General features: G+C 59.0%; 18 protein-coding genes and 3 pseudogenes. 7 read left to right on the top strand and 14 right to left on the bottom strand.

Features of this window, described 5'->3' with window-relative positions; translation table 11 throughout:
- Positions 1–18: 18 nt before the first annotated feature.
- Together J8I87_RS46185 and J8I87_RS46190 are read right to left on the bottom strand one after the other, a co-directional pair.
- On the bottom strand, positions 19–432 hold the full coding sequence (locus J8I87_RS46185; protein ID WP_409518714.1) for a hypothetical protein: 414 nt from the start codon (positions 430–432) through the stop codon (positions 19–21).
- 3 nt (positions 433–435) lie between these two features.
- Positions 436–729: pseudogene (locus tag J8I87_RS46190) on the bottom strand (AAA family ATPase); the annotation flags it as partial.
- 57 nt (positions 730–786) lie between these two features.
- On the opposite strand from J8I87_RS46190, the gene J8I87_RS46195 reads away from it, so the two are divergent.
- On the top strand, positions 787–1,053 hold the full coding sequence (locus tag J8I87_RS46195) for a hypothetical protein (RefSeq protein ID WP_409518708.1): 267 nt from the start codon (positions 787–789) through the stop codon (positions 1,051–1,053).
- On the opposite strand, the pseudogene J8I87_RS00640 reads toward J8I87_RS46195, so the two are convergent.
- From J8I87_RS00640 to J8I87_RS00650, 3 genes and pseudogenes are all read right to left on the bottom strand, one after another.
- Positions 1,004–2,512, bottom strand: a pseudogene (locus J8I87_RS00640) (Clp protease N-terminal domain-containing protein); the annotation flags it as partial. The gene J8I87_RS46195 and the pseudogene J8I87_RS00640 overlap by 50 nt on opposite strands.
- Before the next feature lie 412 nt (positions 2,513–2,924).
- The gene (locus tag J8I87_RS00645) at positions 2,925–3,629 is read right to left on the bottom strand and encodes an Hsp20/alpha crystallin family protein (protein ID WP_409518709.1); all 705 of its coding nucleotides are present in this window, start codon (positions 3,627–3,629) and stop codon (positions 2,925–2,927) included.
- A gap of 87 nt (positions 3,630–3,716) precedes the next feature.
- Positions 3,717–4,292 (bottom strand): HdeD family acid-resistance protein, encoded by a 576-nt coding sequence (locus J8I87_RS00650; RefSeq protein WP_209929515.1) that lies wholly within the window; start codon positions 4,290–4,292, stop codon positions 3,717–3,719.
- A gap of 522 nt (positions 4,293–4,814) precedes the next feature.
- On the opposite strand from J8I87_RS00650, the gene J8I87_RS00655 reads away from it, so the two are divergent.
- On the top strand, positions 4,815–5,588 hold the full coding sequence (locus J8I87_RS00655; RefSeq protein ID WP_245253610.1) for a helix-turn-helix domain-containing protein: 774 nt from the start codon (positions 4,815–4,817) through the stop codon (positions 5,586–5,588).
- 459 nt (positions 5,589–6,047) lie between these two features.
- Positions 6,048–6,917 (top strand): DUF1269 domain-containing protein, encoded by an 870-nt coding sequence (locus tag J8I87_RS44360; protein ID WP_245253611.1) that lies wholly within the window; start codon positions 6,048–6,050, stop codon positions 6,915–6,917.
- An 821-nt stretch (positions 6,918–7,738) separates the two neighbouring features.
- On the opposite strand, the gene J8I87_RS00665 is transcribed toward J8I87_RS44360, so the two are convergent.
- The 6 genes and pseudogenes from J8I87_RS00665 to J8I87_RS46200 all read right to left on the bottom strand — a co-directional run bounded on the left by J8I87_RS00665 (position 7,739) and on the right by J8I87_RS46200 (position 14,186).
- Positions 7,739–8,008, bottom strand: a complete 270-nt coding sequence (locus tag J8I87_RS00665; RefSeq protein ID WP_209929517.1) for a YbdD/YjiX family protein — start codon at positions 8,006–8,008, stop codon at positions 7,739–7,741.
- A 2-nt stretch (positions 8,009–8,010) separates the two neighbouring features.
- A complete protein-coding gene (locus J8I87_RS00670) occupies positions 8,011–10,071 on the bottom strand; it encodes a carbon starvation CstA family protein (protein WP_209929518.1) in 2,061 nt (686 codons plus the stop codon).
- A 403-nt stretch (positions 10,072–10,474) separates the two neighbouring features.
- Positions 10,475–11,442: pseudogene (locus tag J8I87_RS00675) on the bottom strand (transposase); the annotation flags it as partial.
- A gap of 156 nt (positions 11,443–11,598) precedes the next feature.
- Complete coding sequence (locus tag J8I87_RS00680; protein WP_209929519.1) at positions 11,599–12,144, bottom strand: hypothetical protein; 546 nt, start codon at positions 12,142–12,144, stop codon at positions 11,599–11,601.
- Positions 12,145–12,384: 240 nt separating this feature from the next.
- Positions 12,385–12,828, bottom strand: coding sequence for a cupin domain-containing protein (locus J8I87_RS00685; RefSeq protein ID WP_209929520.1), 444 nt, complete (start codon positions 12,826–12,828; stop codon positions 12,385–12,387).
- Positions 12,829–13,397: 569 nt separating this feature from the next.
- Positions 13,398–14,186 carry a hypothetical protein gene (locus tag J8I87_RS46200; RefSeq protein WP_409518710.1) on the bottom strand — a complete coding sequence of 263 codons (789 nt, stop codon included), beginning with the start codon at positions 14,184–14,186 and terminating at the stop codon, positions 13,398–13,400.
- Between the two features lie 614 nt (positions 14,187–14,800).
- Between J8I87_RS46200 and J8I87_RS00695 the strand changes: the two genes are divergently transcribed.
- From J8I87_RS00695 to J8I87_RS00710, 4 genes are all read left to right on the top strand, one after another.
- A complete protein-coding gene (locus tag J8I87_RS00695) occupies positions 14,801–15,055 on the top strand; it encodes a hypothetical protein (RefSeq protein WP_209929521.1) in 255 nt (84 codons plus the stop codon).
- A 1-nt stretch (position 15,056) separates the two neighbouring features.
- Positions 15,057–15,482 (top strand): DUF551 domain-containing protein, encoded by a 426-nt coding sequence (locus tag J8I87_RS00700; RefSeq protein ID WP_209929522.1) that lies wholly within the window; start codon positions 15,057–15,059, stop codon positions 15,480–15,482.
- Between the two features lie 2 nt (positions 15,483–15,484).
- Entirely contained in the window at positions 15,485–16,177 is a 693-nt protein-coding gene (locus J8I87_RS00705; RefSeq protein ID WP_209929523.1) for a hypothetical protein, read from the top strand.
- A 141-nt stretch (positions 16,178–16,318) separates the two neighbouring features.
- Complete coding sequence (locus J8I87_RS00710) at positions 16,319–16,570, top strand: hypothetical protein (protein ID WP_209929524.1); 252 nt, start codon at positions 16,319–16,321, stop codon at positions 16,568–16,570.
- 203 nt (positions 16,571–16,773) lie between these two features.
- Here J8I87_RS00710 and J8I87_RS00715 read toward each other — a convergent pair whose 3' ends face one another.
- The 3 genes from J8I87_RS00715 to J8I87_RS00725 all read right to left on the bottom strand — a co-directional run bounded on the left by J8I87_RS00715 (position 16,774) and on the right by J8I87_RS00725 (position 21,013).
- A complete protein-coding gene (locus J8I87_RS00715; protein WP_245253612.1) occupies positions 16,774–17,652 on the bottom strand; it encodes an ATP-grasp fold amidoligase family protein in 879 nt (292 codons plus the stop codon).
- Between the two features lie 254 nt (positions 17,653–17,906).
- Entirely contained in the window at positions 17,907–19,415 is a 1,509-nt protein-coding gene (locus J8I87_RS00720; RefSeq protein ID WP_209929526.1) for a tyrosinase family protein, read from the bottom strand.
- A 572-nt stretch (positions 19,416–19,987) separates the two neighbouring features.
- Positions 19,988–21,013, bottom strand: a complete 1,026-nt coding sequence (locus J8I87_RS00725; RefSeq protein WP_209929527.1) for an alpha/beta fold hydrolase — start codon at positions 21,011–21,013, stop codon at positions 19,988–19,990.
- Positions 21,014–21,191 lie beyond the last annotated feature (178 nt).

The raw sequence follows: 21,191 nt of genomic DNA on the forward strand, positions 1-21,191 counted from the left end.
TTCTCAATCATGCCAGCGTCACGCATGTGCCGGTGCCTGCCTTGACGCGTCGCTGGTCGCTTCTGTGGCCGATGCTCCTTTCTGCACACGCACAGAGCGTGTGCCTGAGTCGTAGGTCATTGTGACCGTGTCGCCGTCGCGCACGTCGCCTCGCAACAGCGCATCGGCGAGTTGCGATTCCACCTCAAGACGGATCTTACGTTTGAGCATCCGCGCGCCGAACTCGGGGTCATAGCCGATCTGCGCAAGATGATCGCGCAACTTGTCGTCGAACGACAGATCGATGTGTTGGGCCAGCGCCGTACGCCGTACACGGGCAAGTTGCAGGTCTACGATACGGCGGATCTGTTCCTTGCCGAGCGCATGGAACACGACGACTTCATCGACCCGGTTCAGAAACTCGGGCCTGAAATGATGCCGCAGCATTTCCATCAACCGGTCGCGCAGCTCGGGGTAGCCGAGCTGTTTCGAGTCGGCCTTCATGTTGTCCTGGATCAGTTGCGAGCCGATATTGCTGGTCGCGATGATGATCGTGTTCGTGAAATCGACCAGACGTCCCTTGCCGTCGGTGAGCCGCCCTTCGTCGAACAGTTGCAGCAGGAGGTTGTGCACCTCCGAGTTCGCCTTTTCGATTTCGTCGAGCAACACAACGCAATATGGCCTGCGCCGCACGCGCTCGGTGAGTTGCCCGCCTTCCTCGTAGCCGACATATCCGGGCGGCGCGCCAACATCGCCGCACGCTTTTTGCCAGACAAGGCAATCGATTTCGATCAGGCCGCCGCCCGCGTGCGCATTTCGTCGAATTCGCGTCCGCAGCCATTGCATGATATCGAGGCGAGCATCCGCCGCATCAAGCAGGAACAGGACGCGGCCAGCGCTGCAAAGCAATTCGATAAGGCCAAGAACCTGGAAGAACAGCTCGTCGCGGAACAGAAGCGCTTGCACGAAGCCACTGAAACGTGGAAGAAGGAGCGCGGCACCAGTTCGCAGGAAGTAACAGCGGAAGGTAGCGGTCCGAGAGCTTTGCCGCTGCAGCGATCGCCTCTTCGGTAATTTTCACCTTGTGATGTGCTTCGAGCCGGTCGCGCAAGCCACGCAGAATCTCGATCGTTTCTTCGACGCTAGGCTCAGGCACCATCACGGGCTGAAAGCGCCGCTCCAATGCCGAGTCCTTTTCAATGTACTTCTGGTATTCGTTCAATGTGGTCGCCCCCACGAGGTGCAACTCACCGCGAGCGAGCGCTGGCTTGAAGACATTGCCGATATCGAGGCCGCCTTCGCCGCCGCCTTGGCCGGCGCCGACAATCGTATGGAGTTCGTCGATAAATACGACCAGACGGTCCTGGTTCTCGATGATCTCATCCAGTACCTGCTTGACGCGCTCCTCGAACTCGCCGCGATACTTCGCGCCAGCCACGACGCTGTTGATATTCAGTTCGACCACGCGCTTGCCGCGCAGCACTTCCGGCACCTGGTCCTGAGCAATGCGTTGCGCCAGACCTTCGACGATAGCCGTCTTGCCCACACCCGGTTCGCCGATCAGCACCGGATTGTTCTTGCGCCGCCGCGCGAGCACTTCAATGGTGGTTTCGATTTCCTTGTCACGGCCGATCACCGGATCGAGCTTGCCTTGACGCGCAAGCGCGCTGAGATCGCGCGCGTACTTGTCGAGCGTGGGCGTGGTGGAGCGGTCTTCCATCTTGCCGTCTTCGGCACCCTTGCCAACCACCTTGACTGCTTTTTGCCGCATCGATTGTGGCGACAGCCCGAGCTTGCGCAGCAATTCACCTGCAAAGCCGTCTTCTTCCTCGACGAGCCCAATCAGAATGTGCTCTGGTCCGACATAGCTGTGACCCAGTTCCAGCGACGACCTCAACGCATTTTCCAGCGCACTCTTCGCGCGTGGCGACACGCCGATCTGCTCTTTGTCGGCCGGCTCCTTGCGTGTGCCACGCGGCGCGGTCTGGTCGATGGTCTTCTTGATCTCTTCGGGATCGAGCTTGAATTCGCGCAGGATTTCCTGCACCACATTGTTATCGGCAAGCGCCAGCAACAGGTGTTCCGTATCGACTTCGTTCTTGCCATACTCGACCGCGGCTTGCGCCGCGGCTTGCAGGCGGTCCAGACCGCTCTGGCTCAGGTACGTCTGCAGGTCCACCGCTTCACGCGCACGGCGATGCCGGCGTGTGCGGCCGCCTGGGTATTCGCCCGCTGAATCACCCATTTGCCCGCTGCCGGCGGCTGTACCCTGATTCGCGCCGCCGGATTGTCCGGGCGAGGATCCGATGAACCGGGTACCGCGGCCGCTTTCCATCTGCGGCCACATGTCGTCGAACAGGCTGTCGAACAGTCCGCCGTGAAAGAGGGACTCGAGCGGCGACAGGTGGCGCTGATTGCGCGTCATGAACTCCATGTAGTGCTCATTGCACAGCATCAGCTGACGGCGTTGACCGTTTTCGCTGATCGTGATCTGCGAGGTTGCAGGCTTTCCACAAACGCTGCACTCGGCCATGATGATCTCCTTTTCGTCCGTGCGGACATCGCGCCCCGCGCGGGTAATGGGTGGATGGGGTGGGTGGACAATATCTATTCCGCTGCTTATTCGGATGTCGCCTTGCTTACGTGCCGCGCTCGTGCTGCACTCGTATCGAGGTAACACAGTGAACGGCGCGCCGGGTGGTCGCTCGAAAGATCCCCGCGTGCCCGCAGGTAGGGGAGTACGCGTCGTGCAATGCGCTGCATAGGCGCGAGCAGCTCGCTCATCGGCTCGCCAAAGCGCGCTGGTTCCGAGGACGTACCCGCCGCCGCCACCACAGTTGCGCAGCCATTCACCACTCTGCTGCTCGATGCCGGCATGGGTCATCGAGACTGCGGAAGCTGAGGAGTCGTTTCACGATAGGCCTGACCGCGGAGTGCGGATGGTGTTATTTGATCTCAATGCGCCGCTTCGGTGCCGGTTCTCCGGCCGCTTTGGGGACGCGCAGCGTCAGCACGCCGTTTTCAAATCTGGCCTCTGCCCGATCGAGATCGACGCCCGCGGGCAGCGGGACCGCGCGCTGAAAATGTCCGAACGACCGCTCGACCCGATAGCATCCCTGTTCTTCGCTCTTCGATTCGAAGCGTTTGTCGCCGCTCATGATCAGCATGTCGTCTATCACTTCGAGTTCGACGTCGTCGCGGGTCATGCCCGGCAATTCGGCGACAATACGCAGTGCGTCGCCTTCATCGGTGACGTCAATCCGCGGTTGAAACCCGCTCGCGCTGAAGTCGCCGAACCAGCTTCCGAGCGGTCCACGGCCTCCGAACGGATCACGGATCAATTCGGCCAACATATGAATCGGATCAGGCATCGGCCAGCTGGCAGGCGCAAGTGATACCGGCGCAGCAACAGCGGCTTCCATCGGTGCCCAGTTACCCGTTTGCGTGTCAGTCGGTTGCCCATTTCTCCCGGCGCTTTGCTGACTGGTGCGCGGCGCAGCGGCGTGCCCGGATGCGCCTTTTTTCGCGTGCGAACGTAAAAATCGGAACGGATTCCATTTGTCGAGATCGAGAGGCATGTGATTCTCCTTACGTGAGGTACGCCAGTGCCAGACTTGAGGCTGGACCACTGGAGATGACGGCAGGTCCATTCGACCTCCTGATGCCAAGGCACGACCGGCGTGGCATCACCGGCAGGTTTGACCGTGTGACTCACGAAGTGCCCGTGAGCGATGCCTTTACGGATGCAATGGTGCGTGTGGCTCGCCGGTCAGGTGGTCATGGTGCCAGGCACGCGCAGTGATGCCGAGTACGAATAGCAGCGCGCCCGTGAACAACGCATACACGCCGATCAGCCAGACGAGCGCTAGTGCGCCGGCGCCCGGAAAGAGCAGCGCGAAGATGCCGAAAAGCACGGACAGCACTCCAGTCAACACCAGCATCCACGTATTGCGCAGGCGCCGGTGCAGCCGCGTTGCTGCGATCAGATCGAATACGCCGGTGATAATCGCGTTTGCGCCGATTACGGCGACCAGCACAATGGTGGTAATGCCCGGCACCAACGCGGCTATCACACCGGCGCCGATACTGCAGATGCCGAGCAGCAAGGGCACCCACCAGCCGCCGTGCGTCGCGCGGTAGCGGATGGCCGCGACAATCGCGACAACGCCGCCGGCGATTGCGTAAGCGCTAAATAGGGTGATAAGCAGTAGAAGAGTGAGACCGGGCCAGAATAACGCCAGCGTGCCGAACAGCAGCGCTACGGTGCCACGCAGAATGAGCATCCACCAAGCGCGCCCAAGCAGTTCATCCATGTGGGACTCCAGCTGTACGTCAGGTGATGAACTTCAGTCTAGGCTCCCGTGCATCTACGATTCTTTCGCGTTTCTGCCATGCGTTTCGCAATTCTGCGTTCATTCATGAGGGGGCTGATTGGCATTCATGCTGGCACTCAGATGCAAGAAAATAAACTATCCATCCCCGCTTTCTATAGCTCGCCGTGACGCGTTTTCACATGGACTTACGCCCATTTCTATAGCTCGCCGTGACGCGTTTTCACATGGACTTACGCCCATTGCTGCTGGCCCCGTATCGCATCGCGAACGCCAATGAAAGGAATCTCAACGTCGATCGAGCGTCGTCTGAGCTGCGCAGCGATATAGCACAGCAGCGACTCCAAACGAGGTCGTGTCGTTTCTGCCCATATGACGAATCCGTCTTAAGCCACCCTGAACTTGACCTAAGCTTCCGGTACCCACGAGGTAGAAACGAGAGCCCTGCTTATCATGAATCAGGCTACAAGATCGACCCCGGATCACGGATTACGCTGCCAACCGATGAACGTCGCTTTTACCGACGGACTGAATTTGATGCCGGGATTGCAGCTCGTTGTACCGACAGGTCCCACTATTGTGCATGCTGCGGGCTGCGACGACCTTGGAATGCGCCACTCCATCCTGATAGGCGCACCATTTGCTGCAGTTATTCCGACGAGAGCGACGTTGGCCACAATCGCTGGCAGCGATCCCAATGGATGGGTTATCGCACTCAAATCAGGCGTACTTGGGCAAGTCTCGCAAGAGGCGTTTTGCGCGGTCCCGAAATGGTCTAAGTCTTGGGATCCGTTCCTACGCGAGACCGTGGATACATTGGGTGCTTTGCATAACGCGGATCTGTTCGACGCTGCCTGCGCCGACGCTTTTGCCGATGTCATCTCGGTGCACATCGCTCTGCGCTACGGGAACTGTACTGGTGCAGCCGAGCCGGACACGCCACTTACCCGTCAAATGCTGACTCGCATTCAAATCTTCGTTCATGAGCACATAGCCGAAACCATTTTGGTCGAGCAACTCGCAGTGCTGGTGCACATGAGTGCCTCAAACTTTGCACACGTTTTCAAAACGGCGACAGGTAACCCGCCCCATCTGTACGTGACGCTCGAACGAGTGAAGTTTGCCAGGACGATGTTGTGCGAGGAGACCATTCCCTTGGTTGAGGTTGGCGCGCGCGCGGGGTTTCAGACTCAGCAGCATTTCACCGACGTGTTTCATCGATATACCGGTGTGACGCCTCGCGCATTCCGGCTTGCCCACCGAAACGGCGGTAGCTAATTAACTTTAGCTAATTAGTTTTGGGAAGTTGCGAGCAAAAATGACCGCGGGACTTCCCCGCTCCCGATTGAATCAGAGCGGCAAGAGTCTCGAAGTAGTTATACTGGCCCCGGGAGTTGGTCGGAACAATAATTCCGGCACGTTGACCTTGCCCCCGTTTGGCGAATGCCGTGGGGAGTTATGCGGGTTCGCTTTGCTGAGCCGCGAACCGTTCTTCCCGAATGTCACGCGACTGACTTAGTACGACTGCGCGCTCGTGCAGCTTCGGCTCGGGCACGTGTATCACGTCGCTGGATTGGTTTCTGCTTTCCGACCTGGGCTCTGTTGGTCTTTCGCCATGCCCCGCTCCTTGACCTCAAGCGTCGTATCAGGCCTTGCTCAGTCTTGAGAGCAACGCTTTTGCTGCTGCTTCCGACGACGCGGGATCTGGCCAGTAACCTGGTTTGCCGCGACAACCACATGTCATCGCAAATCAGCCTCTTCGAATACTTGCCTCCATTCTTCTTCAACATGTCCTCGACAGGGCAAAACACCTCTTCGGAGCGCAGAGATCCGACACGTCCTGCAGGAATGAGGAAGAAGTGCAAGCCGCAAGAACCTAGTCTTGATGCCATCGTCGTCGCGTCAATCACCCCGTCAAAGTCCCAAGTTGCGCGCCGGCGGCACATGAAAGGTTGGCTGGCACCGCAGCTGCCTTGCGGTGCGGTCTTCCGGCTCGCGCGCGGCGCTGAGCATGAATTGAACCATCTTCACGCGGAAAAGCCTCGGCTTATTTCCCCAGAGCAAAGGAGCAAATCGATGAGCGATCTAGTCGTTGTAAGCTTCAAAGGCGAAGAGACGGCCGACCAGGTGTTGACCAAACTCCAGCAGATGCAAAAGGAACATCTGATCGACCTTGAGGATGCCTGCATCGTGGTCCGCAGCGCGAAGGGCAAGGTATACCTCAAGCAAGCCGTCGATCTCGTCAAGATCGGCGCGCTCAGTGGCGCGGCCTGGGGTGGTCTATTTGGTTCGCTGGTTGGGCTGATGTTGCTCAATCCCGTCGTCGGGCTGGCAACAGGCATGGCCATTGGTGCTGGCACGGGCGCATTGTCGGGCGCGCTCTCGGACTATGGAATCGATGACGATTTCATGCGTTCGACGGGGCAGAACATTGAGCCAGGTTCGTCGGCGCTGTTCATCCTCGTGCGTCGCGTGAATTTCGATAAGGTCCTTCCAGAGCTGAAGCCTTTCGGCGGAAAGGTATTAAAGACGTCTCTCTCGAACGATCAGGAGGAACGCCTGAGGAAAGCGCTAGAGAGCCTGAACAGCAGTGGTACGACAGCATAAGCATCGCTGCGCTGCATCAGGGTTGTGATCGTGCATTCTGTTGAAGTTCGCATTAGGCCGGATCGGCACCCCGACAATTTATGCGGATTATTCCGTGTGGACGCCGATCACATCGACGCGCAATTCGACATTGGACAGTGATCATGCCTTCGCGAGCAGTTTGTCAGGCACGATGCGGTGGAGCACGTGAGATCCGCGGTGTGCAGCATCTCCTGCTTCACGCACGCGCCGATCTGCGCTTCCAACGACCGTGATTACATGCGCGACGCCGGTGCGGTAGCGAGATTCCGCTGCGCCCCTTATGGAGCGCTATATGACAATGGGAAGTCGCGTCGTTCACCCCGAGCCCGAACAACCCGCGAAGACGTGAACTCAGTCGTCGTCGGTCGTAAGCGGAATCATGTCGATGTGTTCTCGATCATGGCGCCTCGTTACTACATCGTGTTCGACAACGCTCTCGACGCCTTCCACCACAACTTTCGTACCATTCGTATGCACTAACGCGGCTACCGACTTCAGAAACTGGATGCGCGCTTCCCCGCGCATGGCTAAAAAACGCCGGTCGACGCTGCCGATGACACGACGCCTGCCGAAGGTCCGCTGCCGGTATCGAAGCCGACGCCTGAACGTCTTCCTTGGCGTCCACACCAACGACCGCCGTTGGCCGATTGCCGCCGGACGCGAACGCCCGTGGGCGACCCGGCCCCTTTAAAAACGGGTAACAGGATGCGACGACCGAACCAATCTCGGTCCCGCGGCGCTCGGCGAGCAGCGTGCGCGATTTCTGCCAAAAAGCACGACCATGGAGATCACGAGTCGCGCTAACAGCACCTCGGCCCGTTGCGACAGTATTTGCGATCCATGGACAGAATGAAGAACTCGCGCCGCGACAGTATCGGATCGAAGGGGTGACGTGAGGCCATGTGCCCGACATAGCGTTCATAGTCCGGGATGCCGAACATCTGCATGCAGGCCCCCCGCATGGTGCGCGCAAGTTCCGATAGCTCTGTCGCCAGTGTAGCGCTGCTGGGGCGGCCGTTCGTGGCCTGAACCGGCACCGCCAGGCGTTTGCAATTGAAGATCGTTTTCATGATCAGGTTCCTTGAGCGCGCACAACAGCAGGCGTCTCGATGACGGTGGGCTGCGCCTGCCTCAGAGCCTGCAAACAGATCTTGATGGCGAAAACACACATCGCGAGCACCAGCACGACAAAGAAGCCGCAGACAGCCGCGTCCAGATAGTTGTTGAAGGCCACCCGCTGCATTTCCGCAAGCGACTTGGCAGGAGCGAGCACAGTCCCCTGCGCGGCGGCATCGCTGAACTTGTGCGCGAGCGCGAGGAAGCCGATCCGCGGGTCGCTATGGAAGATTTTCTGAATGCCGGCGGTGAGCGTGGTGACCAGGAGCCACGCTGTCGGCACCAGCGTCACCCAGACGTAGCGCTCGCGCTTCATCTTCACCAGCACGCTGGTGCAGAGCAGCAGAGCGATGCCCGCGAGCATCTGATTGCCCACACCGAAAAGCTGCCAGAGGGTGTTGATGCCACCCAACGGGTCGACCACGCCCTGATAGAGGAAGTAGCCCCACGCCGCCACGCAAAGGCCGGTGCCCAGCAGGTTTGCGGGCAGGAACTGGGTATTGCCGAGCGGCCGATAGACGTGGCCTAGCATATCCTGGATCATGAAGCGGCCGACCCGCGTGCCGGCGTCCACCGCGGTCAGAATAAACAGCGCCTCGAACAGGATCGCGAAGTGATACCAGAAAGCCTCCATGGCCTGGCCGCCGAGTGCCTGGCCCAGAATCTGTGCCATGCCTACGGCGAGCGTCGGGGCGCCGCCCGCGCGCGACAGGATGCTGGTCTCGCCGATGTTAACGGCCGTCTGGTTGATCACATCCGGCGTGATGGTGAAGCCCCAGCCGGACACGACTTGCGCCGCCTGTGCGGCGGTGGTGCCAATAATCGCCGCCGGCGCATTCATCGCAAAGTAGATGCCCGGATGCAATACACAGGCCGCCGTCAGCGCCATGACCGCAACGAATGATTCGGCGAGCATGCCGCCGAAACCAATCAGACGCATATGGGACTCGCGCTCGATCATCTTCGGTGTGGTACCTGAAGAAATCAGTGCGTGAAAACCCGAGACGGCACCGCAGGCGATGGTAATAAACAGAAACGGGAAGAGTGCGCCCGAAAAGACCGGGCCCGTACCGTCGATGAAGCGTGTGGTCCGCGGCATCGAAAGAGTCGGGGCGACGAAGTAGATGCCGACCGCGAGAGCTACGATAGTGCCGATCTTCAGGAACGTGCTCAGGTAGTCGCGTGGCGCGAGCATCAGCCACACCGGCAGGCTGGAGGCGATGGCGCCGTACAGAATGAGTGACCACGCCAGTTGCGGGCCAGTCAAGGTAAGGAGCGGCCCCCACGTGGGATCGTTGGCGACCGCCTTCCCCAGAAAGATCGAGACGAGCAAAAGCACGACGCCGAACAGGGACGCTTCTCCCACCCGCCCCGGGCGGATAAACCTCATATAGACGCCCATCAGCAGCGCGATCGGTATTGTCGCCGCGATGGTGAAGAGGCCCCATGGGCTGGACGTGAGCGCCTTGACCACCACCAGACTCAGGACCGCGAGAATGATGATCATGATCGCGAGTACGCCGACCAGAGCCAGCGAGCCGGGAACCGGGCCCAGTTCCAGCTTGACCATCTCGCCAAGGGATTTGCCGTCGCGGCGCACTGACGCGAAAAGCACGATGAAATCCTGCACCGCACCGGCGACTACGACGCCCGCAAGAATCCACAGCGTGCCGGGAAGGTAGCCCATCTGTGCTGCCAGCACTGGCCCGACCAGCGGACCGGCGCCGGCGATTGCGGCGAAATGATGGCCGTAGAGCACCCACTTGTTGGTCGGCACGTAATCCATACCGTCGTCGTGGCGTTCGGCTGGGGTCTGGCGAGTATCGTCGAGCCGCAGTACGCGCTCAGCGATGAACTTGCTATAGAAGCGGTATGCGATGAAATAAACGATGAGGGCCGCGGTCACGAGCCACACGGCATTCACACTTTCGCCACGCCCGAGCGCGAGGGTGGCGAGGGCGAAAGCGCCGACAGCGGCCAGCAGACCCCACACAAGAATGGACGCAAGCTTGTTCATGATGTCTCCCTCTCTCGAACATCGCGTGGCAGATCATTCCCGCGCAACTCATGTACTGGTGTTCTTCAGTGATCGACCGCTCAGCAGCGCGCTCGCATCCCGGTACTACGGGGTCCACCGAAAAACAGGCTACACCCAGCCCCTAGGTGCCGCAAGACGCGATTCACTTTGTACTCGCCGCGAGGCCAGCACGCCGGCGCGTCGCTTGGACTGGCGAGGCCTGATCTCCTACCGCGATGCTCCTCAGAGTTTGTCCAAACGTCCGGCTATGCGCCGCCAGCAGCCTGGCGTGATTGGCTGCACCCGACCGAGACCGTGTGAAAATTCGGTTTTTGCCGTTGAGGGCGAGATTGCCGGTAAGGTCGATCGATTTAAATACATTGCGAATTTACGCTAATCAGAGTTTGAGCGTACCGAAGACATGCTCGACAGTACTTCGGCGGATGGTCATTGCATTGGGCTTCCTGTCGAGCCGGCGCTGCATGGCTTCCAGTATATTTTCGTGCTCCCATCGTCGGATCCGGCGATTCCTTAGCGGACACTGCCATCCTGCTGAGTAGTCCGTGATCGTTTCCGACGTTAGTCACCTCGTGCCCAACGATCAGATGATGCTTCGTGTCTACGGCGGCCTGAACGTTGTAGCCCACTATGCCGGAGCCTCTTCCACTTGTTGCCATGGACCGTGCGACGGGATCCGTCATAGACAGCTGTTTGTCCGGTTGCTTCTTCAACTGCTTCCTGACCTGGTCGAGCTCACGCATCTGCTGGCACAAGCGGGCAATCTTCTCGTACAAACGCACGGTCTTCACGTCGAAACCCGTCAGACTCGTCCGGTCTGCCGTTTCAATCGCATCGAGGTATCGCTGAACGCTTTCTTCTATCTGCTGCTGCCGCTTGTCGATCTTCCCCATCGTGTAGTTACGGTCACGGCTGTTCACAGCCTTGAACTTGCTGCCATCGATGGCCACCATGTCACTGGACAGCAGCTTCAGTCCGCGACACAGTTCGACGAAACGCCGGCATACATTGCGAATGGCCGGACCGTTGTCCCGGCGAAAGTCGGCGATCGTCTCGAAGTCCGGCGCCAGACGCCCCGTCAGCCACATCATCTCGACGTTGCGCTGGCATTCACGTTCAAGACGCCGGCTGGATGGAACCCGGTTCAGATACCCGTAGATATAGATCTTAAGCATCGCCCCAGGGGGTAGGACGGGCGTCCGGTGACTGCGGCAGTGGTACCGTTAAAAGATCCAACTCGTCTACAAAGACATCTATGACCCTAACCGGGTTGTCCTGCCCGATGTAGTCGTCGACACATTCGGGAAGTAGTGCGACCTGCTTACGGTCCTCGCCTTCAACGAATCGCTTCATGAGTCATCCCGGGCCAATGCGTTGATTGAGTTTAGGCGATGATTGCGTTTTCACACGGTCTCGACCCCAAGCGGAAATGACCGGCTCGCAGAAGCAGACGTTCAGGAACGCCGAAATCAAGCCGCGCCGCGAAGCGGCGTCGGCGTGACTGCGTTGCTAGGTGCCGTGCCATATGATCCTGGCTTGGCGAACCTCATAGACGAACTCGGGCGCGTTGATGTATTGCAGGGCCTTGTCCCACAACGGGTCGGTACGGTCGTAAAGATTGGCCGCAAGTGCCTTAATCTCTCGCGGGGCATCCTCCCGAAAGTAGGCCTTGTTGTTCCGATTCTTGTCGTAACTAACACCCGTGATCTCGAACTTCAACGGCTTTACACGCTTGGATTTTTGCTGCTCGATGTCATTGTGGGCGGTTTCCCACGTTATGGCGCGCGCCATCAAGTAGTAGGTGTGTTCATCAAGCTTACCGTTGATGGTGTACGAGGATTTTGGTGGGTATTGCGGTTGGATCCTTTTCTCGTACAGACCGCCAACGACGAACCTGAAGTGAAGGCTGTCGGATGACATTTCATAGCGCCGGAAATCGACGACGTCCACCCAGTGCTCCTTCGCCTGAGTGAGGTGTTTCTTCACGAAGAGAACGGCAAACGCCTCTTCTGTCTTCGCATACTGCCGGTACTTCTTGAGTAGCCTGTGATCCATAAATCAGACACCTTGGAATCCACTAGAGTCGGACGAGAGGCGGGCGCCGGTCGGCACTATTGTCGAATCTGTTAGATGTGTACTACACCCCATTCAATTGTTGCATTCAGTGCGCGAGCGAACTTAACTCATACGTACCTTGCATCATCGGATTGTTGGTGATGTAGCCTGCAGCGTCGAATGTCTCTTCATGGCCGACCTCTGCCCCACGCGGCCCGTCATAGCCAACACGCGGCAGCCTCACGCGCCGAGGCGCGCGCCGTACCGCGTCCCGATCTCGATTAGCTTCGAGACGTCGGGCGGCATCGCGGTGACTTCACGATCGATCGTCGTGAACAGGTTCGCCGCCTGGCTCGTGTGGCTGGTAATCGATAGCATCTCGACACCGCCGGTGCCGCAGCGGAAGCTGTGAACCGTGCCGGCTGGGACATGAACGAACGAGCCGGCGGTCGCGACCAACGTGGTGCCGTCGTAAGTGATTTCGACGCTGCCGTCGATCACGTAGAACGATTCGTCCCAGTCATGACTGTGCGGGGGCGGGCCACTGCCTTCCGGGCCGTGCTGCAGGAAGACCTCGTAGCCTTGCGTGGTCGCATGGTCGGCGAGGACCGTGATTTTTTCGCCGAGGACATTCAGCGCACGCGCGTAGGTTTGTGGCGTCACGAACAAGGGCTGCGGCTTCATGTTGGTCTCCTCGATGGTCCTTCGAAATTGTTGGGGCGCGCGGTCGGATGCGACGCTCGACTTATCTGCGGGGCACGGGCGCATGACCCTTTTGAAGTTCGCGGTAAATTCCCGCCCGGCGAAGCCCGTTCAATTAATCAGCGACCTGCTACCCGATTCTGTAGGTAAGGCGACGGAGCACATCGCGTGCCCTAATGTTGCGATCATTCTGTCCATATCGGGCAGAAAGTCCAATACCTAGTGTAGCCGATCGGCATTGTCGCAACGTCGCCAATCAAACGCCTCGTGCATCCCCTCACGGTGAGTCGCGAAGTGTCTGCCTTGCAGCCGCTTGTTTGGCGACGGCCATTTCACCGAAATGGCGATGATTCAACACTTGTCGTCGCGAATTGGATGACCCGCTTGCCATTGCGGAGACGCCGTCTGAGCGGCCGGAATATTCTGTGCACGATTGACACTGCCTGGCGGGTTGCCGAAGCTCGCAGTTCAAGCGCCATGCATTCGCGCCGACCGCGCCCTGTGCGACGATGGAGGCACATACTCGCCATCATCGGTGCACAGGCCGCGGCTTACCACCTGATCTGCGTATCAAACGTTTCTGTTTCTACAATTTCAAACTTCATTTCGCCCTGGTATGTGCCTTCGATGCGATAACTGGCCGAAGGCACCGAGAACAGGCAACGCGGCCCGCTCGCGACGAAATCCATCAACACTCTTCCATGCCGCCGCAGACGGACAGCGACGTCCGAAAGCGGTGCACCGTTCTGTTGCGCAACGAATGTAATGGCGAGATTGAACGGATGCTTCGGGTCAGGCGAAGTCACGGTTTTTTCCAGACCTGCCTGGCCGCACACGTAGTACAGCGTATCCTGCGCTTCGGCGCTAACATCCGACGCCGGCACCGCCGCTTCCGTTCTCGAAGCCGCATCCTGTGCCGTGGCGATTGTGGGGCCACACAACGCAATCACCATGACGACCAGTGAACGCATCCGTTTCCCCGGCGTTGCACTTCTACCTTTACCTGTATTCATGACCGCAAACATGACGACCTCCCCGGATCGTGGAATAGAAACAATATGAACAGGGACCACAAACGCGAAAGAAAAGCGGAAGCAAAATTTTCTATTCATGCATGCACCGATCCCGTCGGGCACGTCGCTAGCGTTCGGCTCGAGCGCATCATGGCAAATGAGACGAGCGAGATATGTTGGGAAGCACACGTCCGGCAATCCGAAGATGCGCCTAAAACTGCGTCGCGCCGGAGACCCGACTAACGTTTCGTGGCCGACCCTATTCGTCTGGGTCGGGCGAAAATGGCACTGCCGCCACGACAGCCCGGCGAAATAGGTATCGATCATTCATCTTTTGTGCGCTGTCGCATATATCCCACGTTCTTTCCTTGCGGAAAATGCCGTGTAATTTCTTACTTGCGCGTACGTTTGCGCTTCATTGCGGTTGCAAGCGTCGCCCGCCTTGGTACGTGCGTTTCAGCGTTTCATGAGCACGGAGAACCCCTGTTCGCATTCCCACAAAACAATCCGCAGTCAAGCGTTGGGATTACAAAAATGAACCTGAGAGAGAGCATCCGCCGCCGACCGGCCGGCGCTTGTGACACTGGATGCCCGTCATGGCGACCCATCGCCACGGCCCCACGCGCTAGTAACACCCTTCTGATCAGCTTCGGAGGCGATACCGTCTCACAGGCAAAGGACGGCGCTGCGAGTGTGACCATTCGCAGACCGGCCTGGGCGTGCGAGACGTGCGGAAACAAGCCTTGTCCGCGCGCAACCGCTCACCGCACCGCATGCATCGGCAGTAATGATCCGGGACTACCGGACACTTCGCTCCTTGGCTGCTACCTCGTGTGGGACAGGTTTTCTGTGCTCGTGCCGAGCGAGCAATACGCGCCAATTGATTGCCGCCTTGTCGGCGAGACCGGCGCGTCATTACACGTTCGCACACAGGAGCCGTCATGAGCGACGGCCACCTGTTACTTTTCTCGCTTTGCGTATCCTGGCTATGGGTCTTCGTGGCGCAGACGCATGACCCTGGCGAAGCGAGCTCGCAATACGTACTGGGCAAGCGCGCCACGCCGCGGCGCACGGACGAAGAAGAGAACGATGACAAAGAGAACGATGACACCAAGGGGAACCGTCATGAGCACCGCTCCGCAAACACCAATGAAAGTTGTCAAGGCCGATATAGATCGCGTAAGGCCCGCCGTTGATATGTACCTGCGCACGACCCAGCGTGGCGCGACGAGCGAGCAATACGCCGAAATGCTCACGTTCGCCGCGTTTGTGAGCCGCGCAACGCCGCCCGGCGGAAACTTCAAGGGGCTTTTCGAGGACGCTGCGCGCGATATCGCCGCGATCACCGCGATTCTCGGCATTACCCCTGAAGAGTCGGGCGGCGCCGGGCCGATCCTCCATGCGATCGGCACGATGCTCAAGCGCATGTGGATTCGCGTAACGGACCAACTGCCGGATGACGGCGTGCAGGTGCTCGTGTCGGCGTACACGTTTAATGAACCCGGACAGGGCCGCTTTCACATGGTTGCGTGCTACGAGGATGGCGCGTGGTTCAGCCAGTCAGGCGACCGCATTCACACGCCGACGCACTGGCAAGCGCTCTACCCGTCCCCGCTGGAATGACCATGATGGCCAATGCCAGCAAGCCCGCGCCGCTCGCCCCGCAGGCGTACGAGGTCACGTTTCCTCGCGGAAAGTTGAATCTCGTGAACACTATGTATCTCGAACGCTATGTGACCGGGAAAGAGTGCACCCATCCCGCATTCCGCTACACCGATAGGCTATCGCGCGCCTCGCCTTTTGACATTCAATTAGGATCCAAAATGAATCACGATGAAATTCTTCGCACGCTGTTACGAGACCCGTTGCGCGGCACACCCAACACGATTAGTGTGGACGAAAACACGATGCGCACACTCAATGACCTTCTCGTGTGTTTCTGTTCGCGAAAGGCTTCCGTGTGCGTCGTCGGCAACGTGCGCGCGGATGACGGCGCGCGAGCGCTGCGCGCGATCATCCCGCGCTTGCGTGTAACGCCCAATGGCCGCCCCGCTGCACCCGTGCCTGTATCCCAACCCGCTGCAAAGCCCGCGCAGGTTCCAGTCCCGCGCACACCTGAGGCTTTCATGGAGCGTTTCCGGGGCATCCCCGGGTGGCAGATATGTTCGGCCTTGACTTCCCTCACTCCCGGGAAAAACTGGCGCGGCGTGAGCAAGAACGACATGGCGCGCGCCTGGACGATAGCCGGCAGGGGATCGGCAGCCTACCAGGAGCTTTACTCGATAACACTCGACATGATCGATGACAAACTGCCATGAGCGAAAGGATACGTCCGCATTATTCCATCAATCCGCCTGACGGCTTCCCGATTACCGAGCGCGAGCGCACAGGCGACTATGGGTAGTCGTTAGGGCGTGCATTGGTGAAGGTGCACAGCCAGACACGGAGGATGAACCCGAATGAAAACAGATAGCTTGACGGCCCGTGTGCGGGAATGCCCGCTCTGCAAAACGCCGCCGAAGATTTACACGCGATTCCTGGCGCTTCGCGAGAAAGACCCTCGCCATCACTGCGGATGCCTCAAATGCCAACTTTGGACCAAGGAATTTTCCGATATCGAGCAAGTCGCGCATTCGTGGAATAAGGGCGCCGACTTTCTGATTTCAGCGGCTGAATCGCTTTCTGTTGACCCGCGATTACCGGGTGGGTGAAGACCGAGGCGTTTGAGGCTTGTCAGAATTGGCTCCAGGATAGTTGCCGATGCATCGCGTCAAGGCACGTGTTGATGGCGCGTCGTTGCCGGGAACGTATCTTTGACAGTTTTCACATTCAACAACCTGGCCATCGCAGATTGAAGCTGGGGCCTGCTCTACAAACAGCCGCGAATCGCCCGGAAATTCACGCTGGATCGACGTTATACCCGTGCGCCGATAAGTCCGCCCCATTCGAAATCGACTCGATCGGGAAACATCGGCACGACGCCCGCGCCGGGCGTGAAAGTCAGTTCGCCAAAAAACAGCGCATTGTCTGGCGCATAGAGATCGACGCGCACGTAATCGAAATCACGCGAGAGCTTGTCCGCTGCCTGGAGGATATCGGACAGGTTGGGCGGCGGCGGCTCTGGTGTCGCACTACGCGCATATTCGCCGATCGTGACGTCAAGATAGTTCCAGTCGACGTCGTACACATTGCCACGCGGAAGCGGGCCGAAGCGGTCTGAAATCTGCACGATGTACATCACGGGACGCCTGCCTTCGCGACGGAAACAATGCACCTTGTAATCGGCGGGCACCTGCCCCGAGCTATCGAGCAGCAATTTTTCGAAAAACAGTCGCGGCTCGATTTCCTTGTAGTGGCGTTCGCGAGAGACATGGTAGAACTCTGTCGCCAGCCAGCGATCGGCCAGTCTTTTCAGATGTTCGTAGCTCACCTTTGACTTGTCGCGCACGATCTCGACGAACGCACTGCCGTGATTTGCCTTCATGACAAACGATTGCGGCAGAGAGTCAAAAACGTCGCGCGTAAATTCGTCGGGCACCGCGATCAATGGGATCAAATACGACTCGCCGAGCGTACGTGCGACGTAATCGCGCACAGTGATCTTGTCGGTCAATGCGGCATAGCGCGGATCGGGCTTCAGATTGCGCATGAGAATGTGTTCGTTGAACGTGCGCGGCCGTCGCAGATTAGGATAGCGGCCCACCAGTTTCCGATGCAATAGGGAGAGAAAAAGCAGATCGGGCAATAACGCCTTCATCTGGTCTTTCAGGCGTCGGGCGGCACGTTTCGGCATTCCATCTTCAGTGCGCGCCGTTTCGGCTGCTTCCAACCGCATCGCGTCGTCGCGTGGATAAGCGAGAACATTATTCGAAGGTCGTAGCCTGCGGGGCATCGGTGTGGCCTCCATGATCTCCAATGCGAGCGAACACCAGGCGAAGGCGTCGCATGCGCCGGATTCCCTGGCTTGGGTGTATGAGCAACAAGGTGTCCCGCGTCGGTCCACCGAATGCCGGACAGACGCATTCCCGCCTTTGCATGGGCGTCACATCAATACGGTGCGTCCGTGGGCGCGCGGCTGCGCAGGGGAGACACGATGTACGCCGGCTCAGTGGACAGCTCGACTCGCAGCTCGCCGACGTTGATGACGGCCCCTTTGGGTGCATTCGGCCCGTCGACCCGTTCGAGCGTGACATAGTAGTCGCGCGATCCGCCATTGCCTGTCTTCAGCAACGCAGCCGTAGCCGGATATTCGAGCATCACCATGCCGTGATGCGACGCCCCGGCGATTTCAAACGCGCCGAGCGTGCCAAGGAGGTTTTGCTGGCGTGCGGTGTCCGTGTCGAATCTGTCGGGCAGATTCAGGTAGACGTTGTAGTAGTAACCGCCCGCGGCGCCAGCCTGCGTCACCGAGATCGCGTCGAACACGACCCGGATCGAACGGTACTGCCCCGCTGCGGAGCCGTTCACAGTAGCAGCAGACGAAGTCACGCCGCGGGAAGCTTCCGCCAGCGGTGCGGCCGTAGCGGAGAGCAACTGCTGAACATGCGCCGTCGACGCGGCCTCCGCTGTGACGCGCGCGGTCGTCGACTGCTCGCGCAGCGCGACGCCTTTCACCCCGCCAATTGAGCGCACGCCCGTTTCGATATTGCGCGCGGCCGTTGCAGCGAACGAGCCGGTTGCCGGGCGACTGCGCGACCCGCCAATGCTGGCCTGCACGCGAATGATGCGCCCCACCTGTGCCTGCGGTGGCATGGACGTCGGACGCGACGCATTATCGTAGTCATAGCCGAGGCGAGTGCGTGCCGAGTAAGTCTGCTCTTTGAGGATCGTCAGGCCCGTCGCGTAAGTGAAGGTGCCCGCCCAATACGGATCGCTCGGCACCGGCATCGTTCTGCCGTCGGGCAGCGCCCATGCGTGCCACAGGCGGTCGACATTCGCGTGGTGCAGATAAAAGATCGGATCGCGAGGCGACTGCATCGTGGCCATCGCATTGCCGATAATGTTGTGCACGGGGTTGTGCGGCGCCGTCTCGAACTTCTCTTCGAATGAGTTGACGGTGCCGCGCTGGAAATTCACCGTACTGGACGCCCACGGGGAAAGATCGAGCGCGCTATACACATTGGTGTTCAGGCGCGGACAGTAAAGCGGATTGCCGCTCGCCTGATCCGTGAACTCAGCGGGAACATGCGGATTCTTGAACCAGTCCCAATACGGTAGCGTAAAGCCGGCGTCGCCGGAAACCAGCCTTATTTGCCGTTCGAGGTAGTACAGATAGCCGCGATGCCAGGCCAGAAAATACGGCTGCTTGTGCGGGCAATAGTTCGCATGGACGTTGGTCCAGTATTGCCATGAATTCGGATCTGCAGCGTTGGTATTCGCCTGCATGGTTCGCACGGCGTTGAGAAACGACGCGTAATGCGTGGTCGATTTGAACTGCTGCCATTCGACGCGGATTACGTTAGTTGTGGCAGCCCGCGCGTAAAAGGGCAAGGTAGCCCACGTAATGGCTGATGCAGCCCCGCCCAGAAACGCTCTCCGATTGATTCGATACGACATGATTTCTCCTCTTGTCGGGGGCACGATAAAGGCTCCTCTTGCAGAGAGTGAGTGGATGCAGGGATTGCAAGCAAGCTCGAAAGAAGGAGGCCCGTGCAGATCGATTCAGACGATAACCTTTCGACGCCATGCTACTAGACGAACGCTGAATCCTTAACTTCTTTACTTAATCAATTGAGGACAGCATGGCCGAAAAAGCTGAGAAACGTTTCATCTGGAACGCGTGAATGGGCGTTGGCGCGGTTATGGCTCGACTGCTTTAATTGGGGCCAATAGTGATAATCGAATCGCTATATGGCACAATTTTTATTAATACCGGCGGACTGTGAAAACTCGTTGGTCGCGCAACGAATTGGTCGGAATGTACTGCGCCTTCGCACAACATGATGATGAGAATAAGCGTCGCACGCGACTTGCAGCCTCGCGATGGAACTCAAGTCTCTAAAGCGCGATCCATCGATCGCGCCATCCTCCTATTCAACACCTGATTGCAAGTCAAAACTTCACAGCGCTCACGTCGATGCTCCGTTGGAAGCTCGACTACAGCGTGACGGACGATCCCATTACCTTCGCTACCCATCACGTTCAATACCCATCGCTTCCCCAACGGACGGGCATGCGAGCGTACTCCTGTCGCGGGTCATCACATGTATCGCATCGTCTATAGCGCGGGGGAACGAATAGTGCACCATGTGACCGGCACCGGGCACGACAAGCAGCGCGGCGTAAGGTAACTCCCGGCTTAACCGTACCGAGTGAGCTGCTGGACGGACGATTTTGTCGCGCTCGCCGGCAATGATACAGACGGGTACGTCGAGCGTGGAATAGCGTCTACGAAAATCGGCCACAGCGGGGATCATGAGGACACCGTCTTCCGCCTCGGCGCGCATCTGGCGAGGACGAAGCAACATCTCCCGCGGCATCAGGTCGAAGAATTCATTTGGCGTTGGCATCGGTGAAAACATCGCATTTGCGGTGCGCCCCAGCAGTATGCGCCCGGCCAACGGCGACGTCGTGTAACGCAGCACATCGCCAAGAACGGGAATCGCGGCTGGCGCAGTCAGCGCGACGTCCATACGCGCCGTCGGGAAATAGTAACCGGAAATCAGCACGAGCCCGCGTACATCGGCAGGATCACGGATCGCCATACCCAATGCAACCAGCGCGCCCCAAGAGTGCCCTAGTACAACCGGTCGCGCGATTCGCATCTTCCAAAGCGCGCGCTGTATCAGCGCGGCCTGAGCCTGGGGGGTCCATAGGCGCTTTCTCGGACGTTCACTGTATCCGAACCCGGGCCGGTCGAAGGCGATGACCCGGTGATTGACGGCAAGTCGTTCAATCAGCCCGCTCGCATAAAAATCCTGCAACTGGACGGTATTTCCGTGCAACAGGACTACGGCCGCTCCCTGCCCCTGATCGACGTAGTGGAGTCGCACGCCGTCTACCTCGATGAATTGGCCGAAGGGTGGATTGTCCCGTTCCGCTTTTTTCGAGCGGTGCTGCACCCACATCGCAGAACTGGCGGCGGTAACCGCTGCGGCGATAAGCATCCGGGTAGTGCCCCCGGGGCGAGCGGCGAATTGAAACGAGCGGGCCATGAGCATCTCCCAGGGTAGGCAGACTAGGCGTATTGAGGCAGGCTGGCCGCGCGAGCCGCGGATGATTTTTGGCGCTCACGCTGCGAGCCGACAGTAAAAAGCTCAAACGGTGGCGCAACCATCATGCCTCGATGCAACGTTCGTCTTCGCCTTCCTATGGACGGGCTGCGCGTCGCAA

Origin of the sequence: Paraburkholderia sp. LEh10, assembly GCF_017814945.1 — a bacterium.
Classification (GTDB): domain Bacteria; phylum Pseudomonadota; class Gammaproteobacteria; order Burkholderiales; family Burkholderiaceae; genus Paraburkholderia.

Excerpts from the sequence above, each read along its gene's own strand:
- J8I87_RS46185 (WP_409518714.1), bottom strand. The coding sequence starts at position 432 with ATGGAAATGCTGCGGCATCATTTCAGGCCCGAGTTTCTGAACCGGGTC.
- J8I87_RS00645 (WP_409518709.1), bottom strand. The coding sequence starts at position 3,629 with ATGGACCTGCCGTCATCTCCAGTGGTCCAGCCTCAAGTCTGGCACTGG.
- J8I87_RS00650 (WP_209929515.1), bottom strand. The coding sequence starts at position 4,292 with ATGGATGAACTGCTTGGGCGCGCTTGGTGGATGCTCATTCTGCGTGGC.
- J8I87_RS00655 (WP_245253610.1), top strand. The coding sequence starts at position 4,815 with ATGAACGTCGCTTTTACCGACGGACTGAATTTGATGCCGGGATTGCAG.
- J8I87_RS44360 (WP_245253611.1), top strand. The coding sequence starts at position 6,048 with ATGTCATCGCAAATCAGCCTCTTCGAATACTTGCCTCCATTCTTCTTC.
- J8I87_RS00665 (WP_209929517.1), bottom strand. The coding sequence starts at position 8,008 with ATGAAAACGATCTTCAATTGCAAACGCCTGGCGGTGCCGGTTCAGGCC.
- J8I87_RS00670 (WP_209929518.1), bottom strand. The coding sequence starts at position 10,071 with ATGAACAAGCTTGCGTCCATTCTTGTGTGGGGTCTGCTGGCCGCTGTC.
- J8I87_RS00680 (WP_209929519.1), bottom strand. The coding sequence starts at position 12,144 with ATGGATCACAGGCTACTCAAGAAGTACCGGCAGTATGCGAAGACAGAA.
- J8I87_RS00685 (WP_209929520.1), bottom strand. The coding sequence starts at position 12,828 with ATGAAGCCGCAGCCCTTGTTCGTGACGCCACAAACCTACGCGCGTGCG.
- J8I87_RS46200 (WP_409518710.1), bottom strand. The coding sequence starts at position 14,186 with ATGATCGATACCTATTTCGCCGGGCTGTCGTGGCGGCAGTGCCATTTT.
- J8I87_RS00695 (WP_209929521.1), top strand. The coding sequence starts at position 14,801 with ATGAGCGACGGCCACCTGTTACTTTTCTCGCTTTGCGTATCCTGGCTA.
- J8I87_RS00700 (WP_209929522.1), top strand. The coding sequence starts at position 15,057 with ATGTACCTGCGCACGACCCAGCGTGGCGCGACGAGCGAGCAATACGCC.
- J8I87_RS00705 (WP_209929523.1), top strand. The coding sequence starts at position 15,485 with ATGATGGCCAATGCCAGCAAGCCCGCGCCGCTCGCCCCGCAGGCGTAC.
- J8I87_RS00710 (WP_209929524.1), top strand. The coding sequence starts at position 16,319 with ATGAAAACAGATAGCTTGACGGCCCGTGTGCGGGAATGCCCGCTCTGC.
- J8I87_RS00715 (WP_245253612.1), bottom strand. The coding sequence starts at position 17,652 with ATGCCGAAACGTGCCGCCCGACGCCTGAAAGACCAGATGAAGGCGTTA.
- J8I87_RS00720 (WP_209929526.1), bottom strand. The coding sequence starts at position 19,415 with ATGTCGTATCGAATCAATCGGAGAGCGTTTCTGGGCGGGGCTGCATCA.
- J8I87_RS00725 (WP_209929527.1), bottom strand. The coding sequence starts at position 21,013 with ATGGCCCGCTCGTTTCAATTCGCCGCTCGCCCCGGGGGCACTACCCGG.